Annotated in this window: 20 protein-coding genes; 15 read left to right on the top strand and 5 right to left on the bottom strand. The window is 38.0% G+C overall.

Going from position 1 to position 22,440, the window contains the following annotated elements; genetic code table 11:
- Nucleotides 1-45 precede the first annotated feature (45 nt).
- On the top strand, nucleotides 46-354 hold the full coding sequence (locus tag I6F40_RS00425) for a 2Fe-2S iron-sulfur cluster-binding protein (protein WP_197192329.1): 309 nt from the start codon (nucleotides 46-48) through the stop codon (nucleotides 352-354).
- 16 nt (nucleotides 355-370) lie between these two features.
- Nucleotides 371-1,648 carry an NAD(P)/FAD-dependent oxidoreductase gene (locus tag I6F40_RS00420; RefSeq protein WP_197192328.1) on the top strand — a complete coding sequence of 426 codons (1,278 nt, stop codon included), beginning with the start codon at nucleotides 371-373 and terminating at the stop codon, nucleotides 1,646-1,648.
- On the opposite strand, the gene I6F40_RS00415 is transcribed toward I6F40_RS00420, so the two are convergent.
- Complete coding sequence (locus I6F40_RS00415; RefSeq protein WP_231609274.1) at nucleotides 1,634-2,488, bottom strand: helix-turn-helix domain-containing protein; 855 nt, start codon at nucleotides 2,486-2,488, stop codon at nucleotides 1,634-1,636. The two genes, I6F40_RS00420 and I6F40_RS00415, sit on opposite strands and share 15 nt — an antisense overlap.
- Before the next feature lie 36 nt (nucleotides 2,489-2,524).
- On the opposite strand from I6F40_RS00415, the gene I6F40_RS00410 reads away from it, so the two are divergent.
- The 4 genes from I6F40_RS00410 (at nucleotide 2,525) to I6F40_RS19635 (ending at nucleotide 6,938) form a co-directional block, all read left to right on the top strand.
- Nucleotides 2,525-3,634: a Zn-dependent alcohol dehydrogenase gene (locus I6F40_RS00410; protein WP_007586186.1), complete on the top strand. Its 1,110-nt coding sequence runs from the start codon at nucleotides 2,525-2,527 to the stop codon at nucleotides 3,632-3,634.
- Nucleotides 3,635-3,645: 11 nt separating this feature from the next.
- Nucleotides 3,646-4,464 (top strand): alpha/beta hydrolase, encoded by an 819-nt coding sequence (locus I6F40_RS00405; protein WP_165727460.1) that lies wholly within the window; start codon nucleotides 3,646-3,648, stop codon nucleotides 4,462-4,464.
- 11 nt (nucleotides 4,465-4,475) lie between these two features.
- Nucleotides 4,476-6,398, top strand: a complete 1,923-nt coding sequence (locus I6F40_RS00400; protein ID WP_166376294.1) for a beta-agarase — start codon at nucleotides 4,476-4,478, stop codon at nucleotides 6,396-6,398.
- A 198-nt stretch (nucleotides 6,399-6,596) separates the two neighbouring features.
- Nucleotides 6,597-6,938 (top strand): hypothetical protein, encoded by a 342-nt coding sequence (locus I6F40_RS19635; protein ID WP_166418992.1) that lies wholly within the window; start codon nucleotides 6,597-6,599, stop codon nucleotides 6,936-6,938.
- On the opposite strand, the gene I6F40_RS00395 is transcribed toward I6F40_RS19635, so the two are convergent.
- Nucleotides 6,909-7,295, bottom strand: coding sequence for a YkgJ family cysteine cluster protein (locus tag I6F40_RS00395; protein ID WP_007586180.1), 387 nt, complete (start codon nucleotides 7,293-7,295; stop codon nucleotides 6,909-6,911). The two genes, I6F40_RS19635 and I6F40_RS00395, sit on opposite strands and share 30 nt — an antisense overlap.
- 284 nt (nucleotides 7,296-7,579) lie before the next feature.
- Here I6F40_RS00395 and I6F40_RS00390 point away from each other — a divergent pair, with 284 nt between their 5' ends.
- Nucleotides 7,580-7,759 carry a hypothetical protein gene (locus I6F40_RS00390; RefSeq protein ID WP_024592379.1) on the top strand — a complete coding sequence of 60 codons (180 nt, stop codon included), beginning with the start codon at nucleotides 7,580-7,582 and terminating at the stop codon, nucleotides 7,757-7,759.
- A gap of 199 nt (nucleotides 7,760-7,958) precedes the next feature.
- Complete coding sequence (locus I6F40_RS00385; protein WP_007586178.1) at nucleotides 7,959-8,387, top strand: hypothetical protein; 429 nt, start codon at nucleotides 7,959-7,961, stop codon at nucleotides 8,385-8,387.
- A 136-nt stretch (nucleotides 8,388-8,523) separates the two neighbouring features.
- Here the strand turns inward: I6F40_RS00385 and I6F40_RS00380 are convergent, their stop codons facing one another.
- Nucleotides 8,524-9,519, bottom strand: coding sequence for an alpha/beta fold hydrolase (locus I6F40_RS00380; protein ID WP_166419039.1), 996 nt, complete (start codon nucleotides 9,517-9,519; stop codon nucleotides 8,524-8,526).
- Nucleotides 9,520-10,019: 500 nt separating this feature from the next.
- Here I6F40_RS00380 and I6F40_RS00375 point away from each other — a divergent pair, with 500 nt between their 5' ends.
- Nucleotides 10,020-12,485 (top strand): ricin-type beta-trefoil lectin domain protein, encoded by a 2,466-nt coding sequence (locus I6F40_RS00375; protein ID WP_165741213.1) that lies wholly within the window; start codon nucleotides 10,020-10,022, stop codon nucleotides 12,483-12,485.
- A gap of 234 nt (nucleotides 12,486-12,719) precedes the next feature.
- On the opposite strand, the gene I6F40_RS00370 is transcribed toward I6F40_RS00375, so the two are convergent.
- Nucleotides 12,720-13,823, bottom strand: coding sequence for a 6-bladed beta-propeller (locus I6F40_RS00370; protein WP_197178695.1), 1,104 nt, complete (start codon nucleotides 13,821-13,823; stop codon nucleotides 12,720-12,722).
- 77 nt (nucleotides 13,824-13,900) lie between these two features.
- Nucleotides 13,901-14,674, bottom strand: coding sequence for a phytanoyl-CoA dioxygenase family protein (locus tag I6F40_RS00365; RefSeq protein WP_007378079.1), 774 nt, complete (start codon nucleotides 14,672-14,674; stop codon nucleotides 13,901-13,903).
- Between the two features lie 235 nt (nucleotides 14,675-14,909).
- Between I6F40_RS00365 and I6F40_RS00360 the strand changes: the two genes are divergently transcribed.
- The 6 genes from I6F40_RS00360 (at nucleotide 14,910) to I6F40_RS00335 (ending at nucleotide 22,402) form a co-directional block, all read left to right on the top strand.
- Nucleotides 14,910-15,677: an IclR family transcriptional regulator gene (locus I6F40_RS00360; RefSeq protein WP_166376298.1), complete on the top strand. Its 768-nt coding sequence runs from the start codon at nucleotides 14,910-14,912 to the stop codon at nucleotides 15,675-15,677.
- A gap of 251 nt (nucleotides 15,678-15,928) precedes the next feature.
- Complete coding sequence (locus tag I6F40_RS00355; RefSeq protein ID WP_197192327.1) at nucleotides 15,929-18,700, top strand: TonB-dependent receptor; 2,772 nt, start codon at nucleotides 15,929-15,931, stop codon at nucleotides 18,698-18,700.
- An 80-nt stretch (nucleotides 18,701-18,780) separates the two neighbouring features.
- Nucleotides 18,781-20,334: a tryptophan halogenase family protein gene (locus I6F40_RS00350; RefSeq protein WP_197192326.1), complete on the top strand. Its 1,554-nt coding sequence runs from the start codon at nucleotides 18,781-18,783 to the stop codon at nucleotides 20,332-20,334.
- Nucleotides 20,335-20,357: 23 nt separating this feature from the next.
- Entirely contained in the window at nucleotides 20,358-21,080 is a 723-nt protein-coding gene (locus I6F40_RS00345; protein ID WP_197192325.1) for a SapC family protein, read from the top strand.
- Nucleotides 21,081-21,301: 221 nt separating this feature from the next.
- Nucleotides 21,302-21,781 carry a hypothetical protein gene (locus tag I6F40_RS00340; protein WP_197192324.1) on the top strand — a complete coding sequence of 160 codons (480 nt, stop codon included), beginning with the start codon at nucleotides 21,302-21,304 and terminating at the stop codon, nucleotides 21,779-21,781.
- Nucleotides 21,782-21,808: 27 nt separating this feature from the next.
- Entirely contained in the window at nucleotides 21,809-22,402 is a 594-nt protein-coding gene (locus tag I6F40_RS00335) for a DUF1287 domain-containing protein (protein WP_165740628.1), read from the top strand.
- Nucleotides 22,403-22,440: the final 38 nt, after the last annotated feature.

Below are 22,440 nucleotides of genomic sequence, written 5' to 3'. Positions count from 1 at the left end.
TAGTTAAATAAATATAGTAACAAGTAAAAGTAGAGGATTAATACGATGGCGAAAGTAATATTTATAACCAAAACAAACGATGCAGTTGAAGTAGAAGGCGACAGTGGCTCGCTAATGGAACTGGCATCAGCAAATGGTGTTGCTGGTATTGATGGTGATTGTGGCGGTGTATGTTCGTGTGCAACGTGTCATATTTACTTAACACCGGATGACTTTAAAAAAGTAGGTACACCCGATGAGATAGAAAGCGACATGCTAGAGCTGGACGATAACGTAACGCAATACAGCCGTTTATGTTGCCAAATTGAGGTGTCTGAAAATATTGATCGTATGACCTTCAGAGTAGCCAATTAAAAGCGGGTACAGCATTATGCAAAACACACAATTAGAGCCAAACTCACTGCAGCAAAGCGTTGTTATTATTGGTGCAAGCCATGGCGGCGTTAACTTTGCATTTAACTTACGCCAGCAAGGTTGGCTGGGTAAAATTACATTACTCGATAGCGATCCTGAACTGCCATATCACAGGCCACCGCTGTCTAAAAAAACGCTGCAATCGTTAGAGGTAAAATCAATACCTTTAAAGGTGCAAAAATCCTACACAGATAGCCATATAGATTTATGTTTAGGTGAGCGTGTTACTGCAATTAATAAAGATAACAAAATAGTTACTCTTGAAAATAATAAGCATCTAGCATTTGATAAATTAGTAATCGCAACCGGTTGCTCAGCTTTTATTCCTCCAATTACAGGCCTTAGTGAAACTGTAGATGAATATGGCACCTCTCAATATTTCGCAATGCGAACACATAGTGATGCCGTAGCAATAAAAAAAGCGCTAAGTGCAAGCACTAACAAAGAAGTGGTGATTATTGGTGGAGGTTATATCGGCCTTGAATCGGCGTCATCCTTTATTGCACTTGGCGCTAAAGTAACGGTTATCGAAAAACAAGAAAAAATACTATCGCGAGTCACATCATCTGCTATGTCTAACTTTTTAACTGATTTACACAAAACGAAGGGGGTAGACCTGCAAACAGCAAAAGATATTGTACAAATTAAGCACACAAACAATAAACATTATGTGCAATGTAGTGATGGCAGTGAGTATCCCGCCGATTTTATTTTAATTGGCGTAGGTGTAAGGCTAAATACACAACTTGCAACAGATGCTGAGCTGGTGGTTGAGCAAGGCATAAAAGTAAATGACGTATGCCAAACATCACACCCTGATATCTACTCAATTGGTGATTGCACTATTCATTTTAATAAAATTTATAATCGTTGGATCAGACTTGAGTCGATACAAAACGCAGTTGACCAAGCTAAAGTTGCTGCGCAGTTTTTAGCTAAAAATAATACGTCAGCTCCTGCACTCCCTTGGTTTTGGTCAGATCAATACGAATATAAATTACAAATAGTAGGTTTATCACAAGGCTATAACGAGATTATTAAGCGCCAAGAAGCTCCCGGTCAATTTTCACTTTGGTACTTTAATAACGACACACTGCTTTGTGTGGAAGCTGTTAATTATGCAAAGGCCTATGTACTTGGCACACAGGCTATTAAGCAAGGTTTAAAGGTAAACAAACAGGTATTGAACAATTTGACTATAGCACTTGCAAAACCTCAGTTATTTCAGGCGTAACTGCTGTCGATACTGATGCGGAGTCACTTTAAAGTGATGTTTAAACTGCTTAATAAAATACGACGGGCTAGAAAAGCTTAAATCGTAAGATATATCAGTCACCGAAACATTACTTTGCCCGAGTAACCGTGCGGCATTATATAACTTGTGCTGAATCAGGTAGTCGGAATAAGGCACTCTAAAGTGCTTTTTAAATATCCTTGAAAAATACGAAGGTGATAAATGGCAAAGGGCTGCGGCTTGCTCAAGTGACAGGTTAAGGCCGTTATTTGTTTTAAGCTCATTAATTACCGGAGCAAGCTTTTTAAAACTTGCTGAGCTACTTAATGACGTTTGCTGCTTAGATAAACTGCTTTTACCATATTCGCACACCATAGTGATTAAGCTATCAAACAGTTGAGCACAGGTTTTACTTTTAGGATTTTCGTTAAATTCGCTAAGCATCCAAGCGAGCAACTTATGAATCCTTTTTTGTATTTCAATGCTAAAGCTTAAATGCAAACCAGTTTTTAGTAATTCTATAAATTCTTGTAAGGCCTGATTATTAAGGCGTTCAGGCATAAATTGCACAATATACCAAGATTTAGGGCGCGGATTTAAAGCAAAGTCGTGGGTTTCCATAGCGGGTGTAAAAACGGCCTCAAAATCAGAAAGAATCGATTCACCTTGATGATAAAAATAAGTGCCGTCAATTTGTTCAAAAAATATAAATTCATGCACCTGATGAAAGTGCATAAAACATGAATAGCTATCGTGCTGAAGATAACTTACATGATGAATTTCGAAATCGTAACCGTCTTTTATACAAAACGGTTCACAGTAAATTGTCGGTTGCTTCATAACATAATACTTATATTTAGAGACTTAGGAGTCTACATGTACAAGGCAAAAGCTGCAATTGCAGATGGAAAAGGCGGTTTTTTCTTCGATACCGTTAATGTCGGAAAACCAAGTGCTGGCGAAGTAAAAATTAAAATAAAAGCCTCAGGTATTTGTCATACAGATTGGGATTCAATTAAAACGTGGAATAAAAAATTTATCATTGGTCATGAAGGCGCAGGAACCGTTGTTGAGTTGGGCGAAGGTATAACGGAATTTACTATCGGCGATAAAGTAATACTAAATTGGGCAATTCCGTGTGGTGAGTGTTTCCAGTGCCAAGAGGGTAATTTACACATTTGTGAAGTAAATAGCCCCGTAACTGGCAATGGTTTATGCGGACACGCAGGTAAACAAGCGTGTGAGCATAATGGCAATAGCTTAGAGCGCTCATTTCATTTAGGTACGATGAGCGAATACACCGTCGTTAAGGCTGCTGCAGTTATAAAAATACACAGTGACATTCCTTTTCCAAGTGCAAGTATTGTTGGTTGCGGCGTAATGACCGGTTACGGATCAGTAGTTAATGCAGCTAAAGTAAAAGCAGGTTCTTCAGTGGCCGTATTAGGCTGTGGAGGCGTAGGACTAAATGCAATACAAGGGGCTGCAATTTCAGGCGCCGCTAAAATAATAGCAATTGATTTGTCACCGGAGCGATTAACACAAGCTAAAGCATTTGGTGCTACACATACCGTACTTGCTAAAAAGTATGACCCTGATTTAGTTCACATGATAAACGAAGTTAAAGCGCTAACAAATAGTCGCGGAGCCGATTATGCCTTTGAGTGTACAGCAGTGCCGGCACTTGGTTCAGCGCCATTAGCATTAATACGCAGCGCGGGAGTTGCGGTACAAGTGAGTGGCATTGAGCAAAAAATAGATTTTGATTGCGAACTATTTGAGTGGGATAAAATTTATATAAATCCGCTCTACGGGCAATGTAATCCTAAGCGCGACTTTGCTCAAATACTAGACCTTTATGACGCAAAAAAGCTCAAGCTCGATGAGCTAGTCACAAAAACTTACTCGTTAGATGAGTTACAAACAGGCTTTGACGACATGCTAGCAGGGCGTATCGCTAAAGGTGTCGTCGTGTTTGATGATTAAAGGAGTATAAAATGGCAATTCATCGTTTAGAAATATCAAATAGCAGCTACACCGCTGATAACTTTGTAACGCTAACCGCGTATAGCAGCCACTTAAAAGGGCGAGGTGATATAAGCATTTACCAAGAAGCAACCAGTAATAAAAATGTACCTATAATTGTATTACTGCATGGTGTGTATGGTAGCCACTGGGTGTGGAGCCAGCTAGGGGGCGTACATAAAGTGTATCAGCAGCTTCGTAGCAGTGGCCTTAACGAGTTTGTATTAGTGATGCCATCAGATGGCGCGCACGCCGAGGGCAGCGGGTATTTGCCACTTAAAAATGCAGATTATGAAGCATGGATAGTTGATGATGTGATTAGCGCTGTTATTCAAACTCAACCAATGTGCTCGAGCTCATCAAATATTTATATTACGGGCCTTTCAATGGGAGGGTATGGAGCATTATGTTTAGGTGCAAAGCATCCAACTATTTTTAGCGGTATATCAGCGCATTCATCAATTACTGAGCTTGACGACTTTAATCACTTTGTTGATGAACACACTCTAAAGCCACTAAAAAAAACCACTGATAAGTACAAAGGCGACGTGTTTAAAACATTGAGCGCGAATAAAAAGACATTACCGCCACTGCGATTTGATTGCGGAAAAGACGATGTACTTTTTAGTGCTAATACTGCGCTTGCAAAAAAGCTAGTTGATGAAAATGTTCCTCATACGTTCGATATTTTTGCAGGCACCCATTGCTGGGAGTATTGGCACGAACATGTAGCTAAAACTATGATCTTTTTTGCTCAATTAGAAAGCAAAACTCACACACAATTAAAATAAGGAAATAACCCATGAAAGTCATTAGCTCACTTTTAATTGCATTTGCATGTACTGCATCAAGCAATTTAGTCGCACAGCCAGAAGTATCCGTAAATTTAAACGTAAAGCGAAGTATTGACGGCCTATCAACCTTTGATAGAAGCAAATATATTGTTATGCACTCGATGCTAACAACAACCGATTGGAAGGGGGAAGAAGATAAGCTCGACTACTTACTTAACGACCTTGATGTGTACTTTGGTCGTGATAACGGTTCTATGCCGTATTACGCGACTCAAGTTGAGCAAAACCCAAATAATCTAGGGTACGCAAGCCCTGAGAGTATCGCTGCTTATGGCAAAACTGCTCGCGAAGATTATTATGGTAAAACGTTGTCGAAGCTTCATAAATACGACAATAGAGCCCATGTAATGATAGGCGGGCAAATTAATCAGTTTTGGATTGGTAATCATAAAGGCAAAGGCGAATGGAGCTTTGCTAATACCGATGCCGTGGGTCAATACATGGGACATTTTGTAAATGAATTTTATCGAAATGACAACCAAGGACCGAACAAAGGCCCAGCACGCCCACAATACCTTGAAATACTTAATGAGCCACTTTACGAACTTGTTGATGTACATCACGGTAAGCCTATCGATACATTTATTTTTCATAACGAAGTAGCCCAAGGCATACGAAAAGTTAATACAAGTATTAAGATTGGTGGGTACACCACTGCCTTTCCATGGTTTGACGATAACAATTTCAATCGTTGGGATGAGCGAATGAAGCTATTTTTAGATACCAGCGGTGAATACATGGATTATTTTTCGATTCACCTTTATGACTTTGGCTACTTAAACCGCGATAAAGGCGTTGCTAACTTTAAAGGAGCCCGTATAGAAGCCACTATGGATATGATGGAGCAATACGAAAAGCTTAAACTAGGTAAGGTAAAACCTTTCATGATTTCGGAATACGGCGGGCGTGACCATAAAACAGAAGCAACGCCATGGACTGCAATAAATGACTGGCAAACTATGAAATCGTTTAGCCCTATGATGATGCAATTTATGGCTAAACCGAATCTCATACTTAAAGCCATTCCATTTAGTTTAGCAAAAGCAGAGTGGAGTGGTAATGAGGGACGCGATTATGCTTGGCGCTTACTACGCCACAATGACGAAAAAACAGGTGAAACAGGCGATGAATATGTATTCACCGACATTATTAAATTTTATCAATTGTGGTCAGATGTAAATGGCACTCGCGTTTATACTGACTCAAGTGAAGCAGACTTATTAGTTGATAGCTACGTAAACAATAACAAAGCATATGTAATTATCAGTAATTTAGAAACAAGTGCTAATAGCGCCTTGCTAAATTTAACAGAGCTACCAAGCAATCCGATTAATAACATTAAAATTAAGCACTTGCACTTTGCTAATGGTGAGCCAACACTTACAACAACATCACAAAATATTGGTGTAAAAAATGAGTTACCAAAAAGCATTAACATAGGCGCAGAAGCCACAGTAATTATTGAATATACGTTCAGCGACAATATAAAAATTATTGCTGAGTCTGACGAGCATAAATACTATGCAACAACCTACAAACAGGCAATTAAAGCCAATACAGCGCTTAAATTTAACATTAACGATGTAAAAATAAGTGAATATGGTAAAGGTATATTGCGTTTAAGTTTTGGTAGAGAGCATGATTTAGCTCAACAACCTATCGTTAAAGTAAATGACACTTTAGTTACTGTACCAACCGATTATGCCGGTGATGAGCAAGTATTTCGCCCACAAGTATTTAGTATGCTAGAAATCGAAGTACCAAACGAGCTGTTAAAAACCAATAATACAATATTAGTTACATATCCTGATGATGGCGGATTTGTTAGCAGCGTGACGCTCCAAGCGTTTGAGTACAGTGATGATATTTAATTTAAAAAACTAACTATTTGTTATGATATAAAAAGCAAGGTCACTAATTATTAGTGGCCTTAGTTGTTATTCGTCCGCTTTTTAAATTCATAGACAATCTTTAATTATCACAGAAGTCTTATTAAATTTTAAAAATAGATGGCATAATTCGTATGCATTAGTGATTGATCTTTATGTGTATTATATTTACTTGTGCTATTGGCCGAAAAGAAAACAGATGCCTTAATGGTTGGCGGAAGCTTATTTTATGTTTATCCCGCACTACTTGTTTATGGGGTACCAATATCAATTTTATTAAAAAAATTTAATGTTTTTAATTTACCTATGGTTCTTTTAGCGAGTGTAACTCCATTTATTATAATTATTCCAATGGGATGGAATGAGCCTATAATACCCTTATTTGTAATTTGCTTTGGCTCTATTGTTGTGGCTATAGGTTGTTGGTATACACGTTTACTCTTATTTAAAAATAAAAAAATAACCAATAACCTGTTGCAGTTTAAAAGAGAGTTACCGACTATCAATCATAAGTATATCTAGTTTATGTTGAGCCCTGGTTTGATTTTTTATGTCGATAGGTTCAATCATTTCGCATTCGTCTCTGATCATTTCAGGAATGAGGCTTGGGTAGTGGCGACAGTCCTCTGGGCGGTCGAGGTAAATACTGCAGGTATACATATTTTTAGCGAGAGGATCTTTTTTAGGCGCAATTTCTAAAAATGGGCACACTTGAAGTCTTAAGCCTGTTTTTGGGTCAAACCAAATTTCGTTGTTTTTAACGTATTCATAAATTTCGGGGTTAAAGAGCTCCCATAAATCTATTTCCTCTTTCGTTGCGCTTAAATCGCCGCCGCCATATTTAATACAGCATTTACCACACTGGTTGCATTCTTTCATAATTTGCTAATTTGGTTGGCTGTTAACGAGTTTAAGTTAGTTATTAGTGTAGCACCAAATTTATTATTAACGCTCTACTGAATTTACCCATCCTTTAATTTTTGGGTGTGTAAACAATAGTTAGATACAATAACTTAAGTTAAAACCCTTTGTTACATTTTATATAGTACAGGCTTTATTTAATGGTTTACTCTAAAGGTAGCGAAAAATATTACAAACCCCGCTTGAGCAACTGTGTGATTGTTAAATGTTGCTGAGCGCAGATACCTAAGCAGGGCGTTATTATGAAGGAGGCTGTCACTAAGTTAAAAACAGAATTTAATGCAAAGCTATTGTATTGGAACAATCTTAAAAGTAGCAAAGCCAAAGCGGCAATCATCCTATTATTTTTAGTTGTCATTGCACTTAAAGTCTTTACGACCATTTTTACGTTGGATTGGGTTGCAAGTTTATTCAGCGTGTAAGTTTACCAAGAGTAATTGCGATAAAGTTTAATCTCAGAGTGTTTAACGCCTACGCGATGTTCATTATTAATGTATTATTACGCTATACACCAAATTAAATAAATCAGTTGTTTAAATACGTTTTATAATGACTGTAATGATACATTTTAGCTAAATTGAGTGAGTAAATGAGTTTAGCTGCATTAAAGGATAACCAGTGATGATGAATACAAAAGTATATAAAGCGGTACATGATCTAGCAGAAGATTTAATGGCGGCGGCTAACAAAAATAACCGTGAAAAGTTTGAGTCGTTATTTGCTCAATTAAAAGCTATTTGTATTGAAAACGAAAACACCTCAAAAGATCACCCTGTACAATGGGAAACTTTAGCTGATTTTACCGAAGAGTTAGAAGAGGCAATTACTACTTACGAAAAAGCATTAGAAAAGTCGATTGCGATTAATAACAAAGATCACATGTCGTCGGTTTCTTTTTCAATGGCTACATTACAGCTTGAGCTTGGCCAAAAAGATGAAGCTATTAAAAACCTTCAAAATGCTAAAGTCAGCGCCAATAAAATTGAAGACAAAGAGCTTAAAGCTGAAATACACGACCTACTAGAGTCGCTTATTGAAGAAGAAGGTTAAATACATAAAAGTATAACTTATCCATATTAAATGTGATTTTTGTGGATTTAGCTTGAGCTTAATAAAGCGCTGATGGTTTATACCCTCAGCGTTTTTTTATGTTCGCTATAAATACTAAACCAAAATAAAAGGCTTACTATTGAGCTAGCTTATTCATAAAGTCGATAATGTACTTTGCAATTTCTACTGGTTTTTCTTCAACGCTAAAGTGCCCTGAATCGAGTAAATAGAGTTCAGCGTTCGGTACATCTTTTAAGTATGCTTTAGCGCCTTCGGCTATGAATGCTGGGTCGTTTTTACCCCATACAATTAACGTTGGTGGTTGGTACTTGCGTAAATAAGCTTGCCACTTTGGATAGTCGAGAAGGTTGTTGTAGTAATCTTGTAGCAATTGCACTTGAATTACTCTATCGGCTTTGGTTTGTAAAAAGTGAAGATCGTGCGTCCAGCTATCTGGGCTCATCACTTCTGGGTTACTTTGTACGTCTCGTAAATACTGCTTATTAATAATGGCTTGTTCAGACGTGAACGAATAAATTTTATCTTGCTGAGCTTTCGAACTATCTTCATTCGCGGCTTTAAAAAATGCTTGCCTCGGTAGGGTTAGCCCCTCTAAATACGCATTACCATTTTGTACAATAAGTGCATCAAGTTTATTAGGATTATTTAACAGCATTCTAAAGCCTACGGGCGCTCCAAAGTCTTGTATATATAGGCTGTAGCGCTTTACTTTAAGCGTTGTGAGTAACCCTTCAACGTATTGAGCTAGTAATTCAAAAGTATATTTTTGAGTTTCTGGGTTTGGGCGGTCGCTATAACCTGAGCCTAAATAATCAGGTGCTATCACATGATAACGCCCAGATAAAAGCGGAATAAGCTCACGGTAGCTATGTGATGACGACGGATAACCATGTAAAAGTACAATTGTTTGCTCATGTTGCTTGCCTGCTTCTCGATAAAATATTTTTTTACCATTTACGTTTGCATATTTGTAAGTGGTTTTTGAAGGCCATACAGCATCTGTGGCGTACACTTTGGCGGTAAGTGTAGACATAGATACTAATAAAAACACAATAAATGAGGCGATGTGAGCAGGTCTTATTTTAAGATTGTTTTGTATATCTGGGTGCATAACTAAACTCGTTAATGTTTTGGTAATACTGCTTTATTAACAAATTAGACCAGCCATCTTAATAATTACATTCATTAAAACTTCCAATTTACTTAAATGTCTAAGTATAAAATATAATAATTGTTAACAGTTTAACCTCTAAAATATCAATTCGAATCTGTCGTAAAAAAATATATTCTTAAAAAACTAAGTGCATATATAAAAATTTAATTCTTGTACTTATTTCATGCCGATAAATTAAAAAGTATTTAGTAACATATGCTTACGGTTGTTTTTTGTCGTGTGTGTTATAAGTGACTATTATTTGTAACTATAAATATTGTGTTCATGTTGTTCATTTAAACTTTAAATTCACGTGCCTATTTATGGTACTAAAGTGTGGAATTTGAACAAATCATTAATTTATTGTTGCATACAGTTAATTGTTAACATTATATTGATTGTGAATTCGATGCCTTTATACAAAGGATTAATTTTCACACCAAGATAGGTAACAAAAAATGAAAAAAAGCTCATTGTATTGCGCGATTTCGAGCGCGCTATTACTTTCAAGCGTTTTTAATGCACACGCTGGCACTGTTATTAAACAAACGTCTTCACAAATGTGTTTTAGAACCGCTGATAATGCAGTAAATGGTACTCAAGTAGTATTAAACAATAACTGTAGCGGTGATGCAGCAGGGTTTAGCTGGACATCTGGTGGGAGTATAAAGCACGTTAAGTCGGGTTTATGCGTCCACCCTGGCGGCTTAGCAAACCCCGTCGATGGACAGCAACTTGTTTTGTGGTCGGGTTGTGACTTTGATAACCGAGTGAAGTTTACTAAAACGTCGGCTAATGCTATTAAGCATGTATCAGGAGGTAAATGTGTTCAACCAACTAACACATCAGACGGTAGTAATTTAGTTGTTAAATCGCAGTGTGGTGCAAATCAAAGTAAGTTTGTTGTTGAGCAACAAGTAAATAGCGGTGCAAACGTTAGTAACGATACAGTCAAGGTACAGTTTAATATTGATACTAAGCATGCGGTGGGTCAGTTTGATAGTTTTGATCGTCGTAAGTTTATTACATTGCACTCATCTAATACCGAAAGTGACTGGTTTGGAAATAATGCTCAAAGTTTAAATGCGCCTAATGCTGATCCTAATTTAATGACGAACTTTTTAGAAAATTATGATGTATATTTTGGCCGCGATACCGGCAGCATGAAATATCAATTAACACAGTTACCAGAAGATTCGGCTAAACCAGGTTATGCAAGTGCGGTAACGGCTACAACTAATGGTGGCGGTGTTAAATGGAATTACTCCAATATTACCACAGATGAAGCTAAAGCAATGCGAAAGCATGAAGGGCGTAACAGTGATTTAATTGTCGCAGCACAGCAGCACCCTTATTACCCAGATGGTACTAAAATTGGTAACCAAAACTGGTCTTTTTCGCAAACTGATACTGCCGGCGAACCACTAGGCACCGCGCTTGGTGATTATATGGCGCAGTTTTTACAAAAGTACTTTAAAGCTGGCGCATCAGATACTCTAGGTCAAAAGCGCCCAACATACCTTGAAGTTATGAACGAGCCACTATTTGAACTACACGACTTTCCTCATAAAGGTTATGACAAAGAAAGTCTATATGACATCTTTAGGCTACATAACTCAGTTGCAGATGTAGTTCATAATAATTCAGCATTGAACGATGTAAAAGTAGGCGGTTTTACAGTGGCATTTCCTGATTATGAAAAAGGGGCAAACTATTTTGATAATTGGAAGCAACGCGACAAGGCATTTCTAGATATTGCAGGAGATAAAATGGATTTTATTTCGATGCACTTATACGATTTTCCAAACTTTCCAGGCGGCCCTGGTGGTCAACATCAAGAGCAATACCGTAAAGGTAGTAACATGGAAGCGACTCTTGATATGGTTGAGCAATACATGGCTTATAAATGGGGGAGTATTAAACCAATAGTCATTTCGGAATATGGATCGCAACTGCAAGGGTCTTTTGGCACTAAATGGACACCGCAACGTGATTGGCTATGTTTAAAAGCAATGAGCTCTATGCTTATGAGCTTTATGGAAAGGCCTAACCGTATTGATAAAGCCATACCGTTTATTCCATTAAAAGCAGAATGGGGCCGTATAAGCGATACCATTCCGTATTACTGGCGTTTACTACGTCAAGCTAAAGAGGGAGAAGGTGAAACCGGCGAGCAGTGGGTTTACACCGAAATGGTTAAGTTTTACCAGCTTTGGTCAGATATTAAAGGGACGCGAATCGATAGCTGGGCGAGTGATTTGGATATACAAGCAGATGCTTATGTTGATGGCAAAGATGTTTATTTGGTATTAAACAGCCTTGAAAATTCACCAACCAATATTGATTTAAGTGTTTTAGGCGGTGGTTCTAATAGCGTTACTGGCGTAAACATTAAGCATTTACATCCTGATGCTCAAGGTAAACCAGTCCTTGATGATAACGATAGTACAGTATTACCTGATTTAGTTAATTTGGGCACAGAGTCAACGATGATCATTAAAATTAGTCATCAAAGTAATGTGATAATTAATAATATTAATCAAGAAACTAAGCACTACGCAAGTGCTGTGGTTAAAGATATTGTTGCTAACTCAACTCAGTTTTTTACAATTAATAACGTTGATAAAGGAACTAATGGCGAGGCAGTATTACGCTTAGGTGTTGGTCGTCCTCATGGTAAGTCGCTTACACCTACGGTTACTGTTAATGGTAATAAAGTCGCTGTACCTACTGATTTTAGAGGGTACGACCAGGTTAATGGAGGGTTAGGACGCGAACGTTTCTTTGGTGTACTTGAAATACCGGTACCTTATAGCGACCTTGCAAAAACGAATAGTATTGAAGTGACATTTCCAGACACTGGCGGCGCTGTTAGTTCACTTACATTACAAAACTTTAAAATGAGTAAAAGCATTACTCGCTAAAAACGTGTAATAAAGGTTTAGTAATAAACAAACTGCGGGTTTATCTATATGATAGCTTCGCAGTTTTTTATTTGTATCGCTACAACTGCCTAACACAATACAAATAAACTAATACTAAATATGCGAGGAATGGCTTTAGGTGTATTTTTGCTGTTAAGCCTGTGAGTTTTATGCTTAATAATGAGTACAAGGTACTCATTATTAAAAATAAACACTATTCTCAGAGCGTTAAACTTAGCATGGTTGTTTTATTAATTTAATTGGGTATGTTTTAGAGGAGTTCCACTGGCCTACATATAAGTTGTCGTCTTGATCTACGCAAATACAATGCACGTGATTAAAAATGTCCCCGTTACTTTGCATCGGCTGTAGTTCACCATTTTTGTACTGGGGTTGCGGTGCTCCTAAATTAGCTATGAGCGTGTTATTTTTATCAAATATACTAATAAAGCCAGAGTCGTCAGCATTTTTATTGTCAATATGCGACCAGCAAACAGGTGCATAAAATAGTTCGCCTTTGAACACGGGACCGCCAATATATGCCCCATTAGCGCTAATTCTATCAAGGTACTTACCATCAAACGAAAATACTTTTAAACATTGCTCAAAACGAGAGCTTACTATTAATGTGGGATTTGATGGATCGCGTAAGTCTACTTCAATACCGTGGGTGTTGTGTAAATTGTAATTTTCGTCATCATTATGGTGACCGCCCCAATGGTTTATATAGCGGCCTTGTTTATCATAATGCAGTAAAAAGTCGCTGCCATAACCATCGGTTACATATAAGTCCCCATTGGGGGCAATGGCAATATCAGTAGGACGAAAAGGTTGCTCGGGTTTATAAGCACCGCACGTTTGTGGGTGGCCAATACTGTAAATCAGTTTGCCATCTAAGGTCATTTTGGAAATAAAGCCAGCCTGTGGAATGACATTGTTAGTAGGGCTATCCCATTGCTCTGTGCTGTGACCATCCCAGTGGCGATTAACAATCCAGCCACTATCTACAATGTATAAAAATTCTTGCTCGCCTTCTTTTACAATTTTTATAGCGTGTCCACCAGGAAAAGAGCTTCCAAAAGCGTCAAGTAATTCACCGTTTTGGCTATACACTAAAATATTATTAGTCGTGTTATCGGTGATCATAAATATTCTCCCTTGTGAGTCCATCACCATCGCATGACAATTTTCTATAGGGTATTTATTGGGGTTTAACTTCCCCCAGTGGGCGTCTATTTTGTATTTAAATTGACCCTGGCCAATTATTTTCCCGTGCGGGTCTTCGTCATTTTTAGGAGTAGCGTGAGGTATAAGGTGTTTTTGCTCTGAGGTTAACATACAGAATTTTCCATATAAAAAAACCAGCTTATGCATTGGGCTATAATGCATAAGCTGGTTTAGGCTAGAAGGTTACTTTAAGTGCGTTCTTTTGCTTTAAAATTTAAAATAGCATCATCGTTAACGCGATTTAAAGGATAATAAACAGCTTCGTTTTCTTTAAATGGTTGGTTGCTAATCGCATTGTAAGCACTGATCATTGACCAACGAGGTTCTGCAGCACGGTTTTGATTTGATTTATGCAGTAAATTACAGTGGAAAAACAGTACATCACCTGGTTCAAGTTCTACATTGATAAGTTCATGGTACTTCATTGCTTCTTCTACAAACTCTAAACAGGCGCCTTTTTGGTCACCCGTTTTACTGTGATCCAATCGTCCCAAATGATGTGAGCCTTTAAGTACTTGCAAGCAACCATTTTCTTGCGTCGCTTTATTAATGGCGACCATACAGCTAATTGATTTTGGATAAAGCATGTAGTTATCACGATGCCAGTAGCCAAAATCTTGGTGCCATTCCCAGGCACCACCTACAAATGGTTCTTTCATCATAATTTTAGTGCTGGTGTGGTACACCTCTTCGCCAATAAGTGTTTCGCATACTTCAATTAAGCGACGACCGCGAGAAAACATACTGTATAAATCGTCGCCTGTTTTTTGCCATAAACAGACTTTACTTACAGCGCCGTCGGCGTCTTTTTTGTCCCATGCTCGCTCATAGAGTGTATCGTCATTAAAAGCAGTTTGTTGTAATAGCTCAATTTCATCAGCGCTGTAGTAATTTTTGACAATAATATAACCATCACGATGAAAATCAGCTATTTGTTGTGGTGTTAAATAAGTGTGTGACATAAATATATTTCCATTTTCTCTTACAGTTGTATATTGTTAACAATGATTGCTCGGTTAAGCATTTAGGTCAAGCGTAATTTATATAAAAATATAGAATTCATATATGAATGAATTTTGTTTTATTAAGTTATTGATTTTAAATTATTATTGAAAATTTCAAGCTAAAAAAAAGTTTTAAATTTATATATAAACAAACGTATTGTTTATCAATTTTAAAAGGCATAAATAAGTACAAATGAACGATAAATCAAAAACTAAATATGCAGTTCCTGCTTTAGATAAGGGGTTGGATATATTAGAATTTTTAGCAAAAAATAAAAGGCCTTGTACACAAAGTGAGATAGCGGCTGGTATTTTAAAAACACCTAACGAAGTCTATAGAGTACTTATTGGGCTTGAAAAACGCGGTTATCTAATTCGCTCTGAAACCTCTGGTCGATATCATTTGTCATTAAAGTTGTATAATTTATCGCGAAGTATTTCACCAATGGATAATGTACTAAAATCGGCCTTGCCACATATGGAAGATCTAGCTGTAAATATTGAACAGTCATGTCATCTAAGTATGCTTTATCAAAGCCAAGCTATGGTGGTAGTGCAAGCGCGTAGCAAAAGCCCTATGCATTTGAGTATTGCAGAGGGGGCTTTATTTCCACTTAGTAGCTCAAGCGCTGGTAAACTGCTTTTAGCCAACAGTAATGACGAAGTGCGGCAAATGCTTATCGAACACGATGAAATTTACAGTGCTAGTAAAGACGTCTATAAAGCATTATTAAATGAGCTAAACACAATCAAAGTGCAAGGGCACATAATGCAAAGCAATCCACTTATCGCCGGAGTACACGATTTTAGTGTCTTAATTGGCAGGCCTAATGCAAATTTAATAGCTGCATTGACCATTTCTTCTTTTGACTCAACCCTAAACACTCACGCTAATAAACACAGTGTAATTAGCGAGCTTAAAAATACCGCCCAAAAAATAACCTCATTATTAGAGCGCTAATACCAACTAGCGCTTTTGTAGGGAGCAACCCGCTCAACAGTCATGCATAAGTCTCAGTACTTTACTGCTTGCTTACAATGTCGAATAAAAAACCAACGCTAACTGTAAAATAAATGGTCAATTTGTTTGACTTAATTAGCTAAACTAATTTATTGTAAAGTTAATTGTTAACAATATTATGATGACAATAATCATCCCGTAAATAATCCGTCAACGATTACACGTAATAAACACAATATTTAGGTGCAAAAATGACTAACACACAATTTAAATTAAATGCGATTTGCGCAGCAATGCTGATAACGTCTCCTGTAAGTTATGCCGCACAGGAAAACGAGACAACTGTACAAAGTGATGTTGAAGTTATCCAAGTAACAGGTATCAGAAGCGCATTAAGTAAATCTGCTTCAATAAAGCAAGATTCATCAGGCGTAGTTGATGCTATATCAGCAGAGGACATTGGTAAGTTACCTGATACTAACTTAGCTGAATCGCTGCAACGTATAAGTGGTGTATCAATCGACCGTGCAAACAATGAAGGCAACCAAGTTAGTGTCCGTGGTTTTGGTCCAGGTTTTAACCTTGTCACCTTAAATGGTCGTCAAATGCCTAACTCCTCTGTATTGCAAGAGGCGGGTGTTTCACGCAGCTTTAACTTTAGAGAAATAGCGGCTGAAAGTGTGTCGGGCGTAGCCGTTTATAAAACGGGCAAAGCGAATGTGGCCTCAGGCGGTATTGGCGCAACGATTAATATAAATACAGCAAAACCATTTGATTTTGACGGTTTTAAAGCATTTGCAAATGCAAAGGCAATTAAAGACACCAGTTCAGAGAAATCAAACGTAACACCTGAAATTTCGGGAATGGTTAGCCAAACATTTGCAGACGATACATTTGGTGTTTTACTTGCGCTGTCGCATTCAGAGCGAGAAAGTGGCCGAGAGCGCGTAGGTACATCGCAAGGCTGGGTACGTAATCGCGCTAACCCCACAGGAGTAGATAGCAGTGCAATTGATACAACAGCTAATCCAACCGGTACTTATTGGGTACCTTGGACGCCAGAAATGGAGCGATTTGAAACTAAGCGAGAACGCCAAAATGCGCAGTTGGTTTTACAGTACGCTCCAAGTGATAACTTAACGGCTACGCTTGATTACACTTTATCGCGCTTTGAAGAAACTAGTAACACAAATAAAATGGCATTTTGGTTCGATAATCCAACCGGTACAACTGATGCCAACGGTACGTTAGTTGATATTAAAAATGCAAATGATGAGTTGAATTTTTGGGCGTGGGAACTCTACGAAAAAAAAGAAAATGATTCACTAGGCCTTAACTTAGCGTGGCAAGCCAGCGATTCATTGAAACTTACGTTTGACGCTCATAACTCTACATCGCACTCAAACCCTGATGGAGATACTGCCGAAACGATTGCTAACTTAAAAAATGTACCGGGTTCTGTTAAATCAATTGGTGCTAACTTTTCGGGTGATATTCCGAGTATTACTGTCGATGACTCTACATTGCCAGGCGGTGCATACGATCCTGCTAATATCGTATCTGATTTATATCAGCGCCGTGGCTATGAAATGAAAAATACCATTAAGCAGTATCATGCAAGTGGACAATGGGAGAATTTGAAGAGTGGGGCACTCAGCGCTATTAATTTTGGTGTAATGTATACCGATTACCAAATTGATACTTATCTTTCTGAGCAGTTTTCATTTGTCGATATTCCCCTAGACAACCTAGGGCTAACCTTTGATGAACAAGGTGACTTTGCTGATGAGTTTTCAGGTTCGGATCAGCTATTTCCATTTATTCCACGTTACAGTGCCAACGATTTTGTAGATATTGTCAGAGATGAAGGATTATTTATTGAGCCAAATATTTCTACAAATGGGGTTGAGGAGCAAACGCTCGCGATATATGTATCATTTGATCTTAAAACCGAATTTAACGATATTCCAATTGATATGAATGTCGGTGTGCGCTACGAAGACACCGATGTAACAGGTTATTCAGTCAAGCCTGGGGTTGTTGCTTTTAACTATCGTCATGCTGAAGAACTTCGCCCTGTATTTGCTGCAACAGCAACACCGCAGGAGCTTGAAGGTGGTTATACACGTATATTACCAAACTTTGATATAAGCGCCGACTTAGATGACGGCTTTAAAACTCGTTTTTCATATAGTCGTACATTAGCCCGTGCAGGTATTGGTGGTATGTTCCCATCAACTACCATTAATGCCCGTCCTGAAGGACCGTTTAATGCATCGCAAGGTAACCCTAACTTATTGCCAATTACATCAGATAACTTTGATTTTTCAGTTGAGTGGTATGGAGACGACGGAAGCTATGCATCGGTTGGTTACTTTAAAAAGTTTGTTGAAAACTTCATTGGTGCAGGCGTAGTGCAAGGTACGCTAAATGATGTAAATGGCGAGCCGTTACGCGATCCAAGTGTTAACCCCCGCCCTGGTTGTCCTGATAGTTCAGATACACCTAACCCAGCATGTTTAAGCCAAGCGTCAGACCCGATTGTTAAATTTGATATTGCAACGCCAGATAATCTTCAAAATCGTGAAGTAGATGGTTGGGAATTAAATGCGCAGTACATGGTGCCTGATACAGGCTTTGGCGTCGTTGCTAATTATACGATAGTTAATAGCGATGAATCGTTTAAACCGTATGATTTTGACCAAACAATTGCACTAGCAGGACTAAGCGACTCAGGTAATTTGGTCGGCTTTTACGAAAACGATGATTACCAAGTTCGTTTAGCCTATAACTGGCGCGATGATTTCTTACTGTCTTTGGGAACTGAGCCTACATTTACAGAGGCGTACGGTCAGCTAGATTTTAGTTTTAATTACACCATTAACGACACCTTGGGTGTTAGCTTTGATGCACTTAATTTAACTAATGAAACAACACGCCGCCATGGTCGTTTTGCAGAGCAATTAGTATCTGCTGAGCAATATGGTCCGCGCTTTAGCATTGGCTTAAGTGCTAAATGGTAAATGATAAGTTAGTTTTTGACAAATAATACAAAACGACAGCTCAGCGCTGTCGTTTTTGCCTTTTAACTAACGAGGTTGCTATGAACGATGATATTAAATCAATAGTAATAGTTGGCGGTGGAACAGCAGGATGGCTAAGTGCAGGAATAATTGCAGCTTATTTACAAAAGCATCACAGTAAAAAAATAAATATTACGCTGTTAGAGTCATCTGATATTCCAACAGTGGGAGTAGGTGAGGGGACGTGGCCTACTATGCGAAGAACCCTTAAAGATATGGGAATACGTGAGAGTGAGTTTATTCAAAAGTGTAATGTGTCGTTTAAACAAGGCGCCAAGTTTGCCAAATGGATTACAGGTGAAGAAGACGACTATTACTATCACCCGCTTGAACTACCAACAGGGATGTATGAACATAACTTAGCTACTAGTTGGCTAACTAAAAACGAGCCAAAACTTCCTTTTGCCCAGTATGTAAGTGCGCAGCAATCAATATGCGAAAGCGGATTAGCTCCCAAACAAATCACCACACCCGAATTTAGTGCAATAGCAAATTATGCTTATCACTTGGATGCAGGCTTATTCGCTACATTCTTAAAAAACCACTGCATTGATAATCTTAATGTTAAACACATTGTAGGCACTGTCGTTGGTGTAAACAATTGCACAAATGGCGATATTAAAAGCGTTAGCCTTAATAATAAAATAGAGATAGCTGGGGATCTATTTATTGATTGCAGTGGCTTTAAATCGTTATTACTAGGTGAGAACTTAGGGGTCGGGTTTAAATCTTGTAAAGATGTATTATTTGCTGATAGTGCGCTAGCCATACACATGCCATACAAAGATGACGAACCAATATGCTCGCATACTTTATCTACAGCACAAACATCGGGCTGGATTTGGGATATAGGATTACAAACACGCCGTGGAATAGTGCATGTGTACTCTAGTAAACACATTAGTGATGAAGATGCTAAGCAGCAATTATTTGATTACTTAAATATTAATAAAGATCAGCAAAGCGAATACAAAGTTAAAAAGCTTAGTTTCGAACCAGGACATCGTGAAAAATTTTGGCATAAAAACTGTGTCGCAGTAGGCCTCTCAGCTGGTTTTTTGGAGCCACTGGAAGCCTCTGCTTTATTACTGGTAGAAATATCAGCCAATTTTGTTGCGCAGCAATTTCCGGCCAATAGGCATGTAATGAATATAACAGCGCAGCGTTTTAACCGCATATTTAGTTACCGATGGGAGCGAATAATCGACTTTTTAAAGTTGCATTATATGTTGAGTAAACGAACCGACAGCCCATTTTGGCAAGCGCACTGTCATCAAAATACTATTCCACAAAGCTTAAAAGATAACTTATCACTTTGGGAATATCATACACCAAGCGATAACCACTTTGATCATTCACAAGAAGTGTTTCCAGCAGCAAGCTATCAATATGTCATGTATGGCATGGGGTTTACAGGCTCAAGCGAACTGTATGGCAACTCAGAAAGTTATTTTAAAAAGGCCATTGCGCTTGTTAATAACAACCAGCAATACACCCAAAAATTACTTAATAAATTACCTACCAATAAAGCATTATTAGCGCAAATTAATCAATTTGGTATGCAGCAAATATAGTTAAAACATAAGAGCGACACACTATGACAAACTTAGTATTACTCGATAAAAATACACATAAGTACACTCGCATTAAAACTGAACGCGGTACACAATACGGCGAAGCAGTAAACTACATTCCGGTTGTTGCCGATGAGCTTGCTCAACTTGCATTAGACTACCCAGTCTATTTTATGAAGAACAATCAAACTGGCCAGTTTGAACTATATGCTTTAACTGGCTTTGATGAGGGGCAAAACTTATTTTTACAAAATGATATATGGCTTGCCACTTACGTACCTTTACACTTACAGCGACAACCATTTAAGCTAGGAATAGGAAATAAACTTACTAACAAGACCGAGCAAACAGATCTCGCTGTTACAATTAACGAACAACACCCAAGAGTAAATAATAGTGAGGGAACACGGTTATTTAACGAAACAGGGGAGCCAACCACATATCTAAATAATGTGAGTGAGCAATTGATAAAGCTTATGCATGGCGGCGAACGTACAACCGCTTTTATCAATACCTTACTAAAACACGATTTAATTGAAGCAGTGCAGCTAAACATCACTAAATCAAATGGCAAAACACAAGGCTACAATGGCTTGTATTCTATTGCCGCAGATACACTACAACAACTACCGAAAGAAACGCTAAACGTTTTACATTCAATGGGTTACATACAGGCTTGCCATCTAATCTTATGTTCAAGCGGGCATATTCAAAAATTAGTAAAATGGTTACACGATTTAAAATAAGTTTTATATTAATTAGCGTTACTTACCCCCACTGGTTTTACGTGTGCATTAGTTTATGCTGATACCGATGAAATAATAAATGAACTACAACTGGACACTATTATAAGTTCACTTCTTAGGTTTTGGAGTTCGATTATTCGCCTTGGTTTTGGTATCATTTAACTTATCGGCTTATATCGCAATGGGAAAGGTCAAGCCAGTAAACATTGATGATTAAGAGAATGGACGTGCTCGAACAAATAGAACAATGGATTGATGCAACAAATATTAAATATAAAACCCAAAGAATTAGCTGTGAGAAATTTGCTAGTGAGTTTGCAGGGTTTTATCCTGTCGAATTTTTAAAAAATGCCTTTTACGTTAGTGTCGATGAAATACCCAAACCTAACTTTCCTTTTTTGCGTGAAATGGGATTAGACGATTTTATTGACATGGATGCCGCAGGTACTACATACAAAAACACTTATTACATGCTTCCTTACGTGGCTGATAATTTAGCTGTGCATTTTCATGAACTTGTTCACGTAGCCCAATGGAGTGAACTTGGCGCCGAGGCTTTTATGTTGCGTTACATAACCGAAATTCAGCAGGTTGGTTATGCAGCTGCGCCACTTGAAGTAATGGCGTATGGTCTTGATAAGCACTTTACAAATAATGGCAAGAAAATAAACGTGCCTGAACACGTGGTTCAAGCGTTGTAGTTAACGAACATTTTCAAAGGATTGCATATGACACGCTTTACTGTTTTTTTACTGAGCTTACTTAGTGTAAATGCCTATGCGGCATCGTTTGATGACGATATTGTTGCAGCGCTGCTTGAAAGAACAACATACAACGTTACCTACGATGGGTCTTATCGCTCTATTACTTATCCGGGTGGCGATGTGCCCGCTAATGTAGGGGTGTGTACCGATGTAGTTATTCGATCATATCGACTTTTAGGTATTGATTTGCAAAAGCTTGTGCATGAGGACATGCTAAAAAGCTTTGAGCTATATCCCTCTAAGCGTATTTGGGGTTTAACCAAACCTGATAAAAATATAGATCACCGCCGAGTGCCAAACTTACAGGCTTACTTTAAAAATCATGGTCAAGTGCTCACTAAATCAAGTAACGCGAACGACTATAAAACGGGTGACATTGTAACGTGGATGCTGCCAGGTAATTTGCCGCATATTGGTATGGTTGTGAATGAGTTAGCAAAAGACACAGGGAATCCATTAATTGTTCATAATATTGGTCGAGGACCTGAAAAAAGCGACATGCTTTTCGATTTTAAAATTACGGGGCATTACCGTTTCGTCCCACAAGAATATAAATAATCAGATTATAAGTATGAGTTCTCTCATTTATTGATATG

The organism is Pseudoalteromonas sp. SWXJ133, from assembly GCF_015864365.1.
GTDB lineage: Bacteria > Pseudomonadota > Gammaproteobacteria > Enterobacterales > Alteromonadaceae > Pseudoalteromonas > Pseudoalteromonas arctica.
The sequence above is the reverse complement of the archived record's forward strand: the minus strand, read 5'-3'. Positions and strand labels throughout refer to the sequence as shown.